The 1,916-nt window shown below is 57.7% G+C and carries 2 protein-coding genes and 2 pseudogenes; 1 reads left to right on the top strand and 3 read right to left on the bottom strand.

Translation table 11 applies throughout. The annotated features are described in order from the left end of the window. Positions 1 to 221, bottom strand: a pseudogene (locus IVB50_RS03305) (hypothetical protein); the annotation flags it as partial. 159 nt (positions 222 to 380) lie between these two features. Beyond that, positions 381 to 776, bottom strand: a complete 396-nt coding sequence (locus IVB50_RS03300) for a hypothetical protein (protein WP_157643085.1) — start codon at positions 774 to 776, stop codon at positions 381 to 383. A 153-nt stretch (positions 777 to 929) separates the two neighbouring features. Here IVB50_RS03300 and IVB50_RS03295 point away from each other — a divergent pair, with 153 nt between their 5' ends. Next, positions 930 to 1,340, top strand: a complete 411-nt coding sequence (locus tag IVB50_RS03295) for a hypothetical protein (RefSeq protein WP_039800528.1) — start codon at positions 930 to 932, stop codon at positions 1,338 to 1,340. Between the two features lie 11 nt (positions 1,341 to 1,351). On the opposite strand, the pseudogene IVB50_RS03290 reads toward IVB50_RS03295, so the two are convergent. Further along, a pseudogene (locus tag IVB50_RS03290) lies at positions 1,352 to 1,626 on the bottom strand (SOS response-associated peptidase family protein); the annotation flags it as partial. Between the last annotated feature and the right edge of the window lie 290 nt (positions 1,627 to 1,916).

Raw genomic sequence — 1,916 nt, 5'->3', positions numbered from 1 at the left:
TTGCCGTCCTCTGAGAAATGATGCTTGCTGTCGACCTCGATGACGATCCGCTGGCGGTCCGGGAGCAGCAACAGAAAGTCCATGCGTTGTCGTGGTAGAGGTAGGCGGTGGCGTAGCAATTTGACGATGGCGGGGTCGTAGTGAAGATAGACCTGCAGCAGCAACGCCGACAGATGATCTCCGAGGCTGGGCCTGTACTTCTTGAAATAGGTCGCGAACACGTTGTTTTCACCGTCAGACGACAACGATTGTCGAAGGCGCGCTCCTAAAGGCGACGCAAAACGGTTACATCGTGAGTGCCAAGCTCGAGATGAATTCAGCCGACGCCGCAGAGCTGCCGCCAGAAATCATCGCTCAGCGTCACGCGCTGACCGACAGCGTCAAGGCGGCATCACGCGCCGCTGCGGCGTGCCCATCGGTCGACTCGGATATTGAAAGTTCTGTTCGGAGGCGCGGAGTTCGGGAAGAACAACGAGATCGTGAAGGCCTTTACGAATGCGCTCCACGATCTCGAGCATGGGCTCGGGCCGAACAATGACATTGTAAGAAACCTTGATAACGCAAAACACGATCTTGAGCACGGGCCAGGCCCGAACAATGAAATAAGGAAGCTCGGCAGACGTCTGGGTTTGTAGCAAGAAGGGCGCGAATACATGGCCGATAAAAAGCCCAGACGACATGCTCCGCGAACAGTGGGGCAAGGCGTCGCGGCTTACGCTTTCAGGCACCGTTGCGCTATTTCTTCTGACGCGCGGCGCGAAGTCCGGAGCGGGCAAGATTCTCGAAATCCTCGGACTAGACTGGTCTTCGCTCAACGCTCATGCTGTTGCCCTTCTCGGTGTTCCCGTTGTCGCCACGCTTTGTGTCTGGTCGCTGTGGTGGGCGAAGGCTTTTGCGAGGCGACATACGGACGGGGCCTGGTTCGATAGGTGGCCACCAAATCCGATCTTCGACTGATATCGGATAAGGCCCGCACTGTCGCGATCTGGTCGTTGATCCTGTTCGTCGCGCTGCCCCTTCTCGGTTTGGCTATCCTCGAGGGAACATTTTTGCGCAGAAGTTTGTACTTTGCGATCGACGGCAACTTTAGCTGTCCTCAAAACTGCAAGGAGGAGGTCGGTGTATTGGCACATTTCTGGCCGGCGAATGGCCTCCCCGACGTTTCCAAGACGGCCTATCGTTACGACGGAAATCTCACCTACGTGCCGGTTTGGCAGCCCATATTGTGGTTGCTTTTCGGCATTGGAGCTTTGATCTATGCCGTGTCCTATTTGCGGCTAATCTTTGGAAACTCCGCTTCTCGCCAGCCGTCGGTCCAGATCCAGGAAGCGACGTCGTAGATCGTTCCGCTTCAAGTCTCCGGACCGGGATCTTCCTTCTTGCCGGTCGCGACGATCTTATGGGACGCTACGCCTCGTCCCACGGTTCCCGCATCCAGATGTCGCGTTCCTCTTCCGTCATCAGAATGACGGGCATTGCCTCGGGATGAACGCGCTTGACCTCGGCGTTCGGATCGCACGTGAAGAAGCCGAACACATCGATGGTAACTTTGCCTGCCCTTGCCTTTCGGACGCCCGTCCAATTTGTCCAGAGGCCGGCGAAGGCCAGAAGCGGGCGACCCTCTTCGCGTGGGATAGCGCACAGCACGGTGCTGATGATCTCTTTCGCAGAGCGTGATACGCACGCGACTTGGGTACGGCGGCACAGTGTCGCACCGCGGCAGCGACGCCAAGAGCGCTGGGTCCACTGGCAGGTACACTGGAACGCCTTCGATCAAAAATTGATGTAGTTTCAGCTGGATAGGCGAGGGTTCGATGCCGCCCCTGTGCTCCGCATCGGTACTCTGCTCCTTGCGGCGACGGGCCGCTTGGAGTCCTCCCTTCACATCGGAGCGACAGGTTCCTGTGTTCCTTGTC

The organism is Bradyrhizobium sp. 87, assembly GCF_023073015.1.
Classification (GTDB): Bacteria; Pseudomonadota; Alphaproteobacteria; order Rhizobiales; family Xanthobacteraceae; genus Bradyrhizobium; species Bradyrhizobium canariense_D.
Note: the sequence above shows the minus strand (reverse complement) of the source record. Positions and strands in the feature narration are given on the sequence as shown.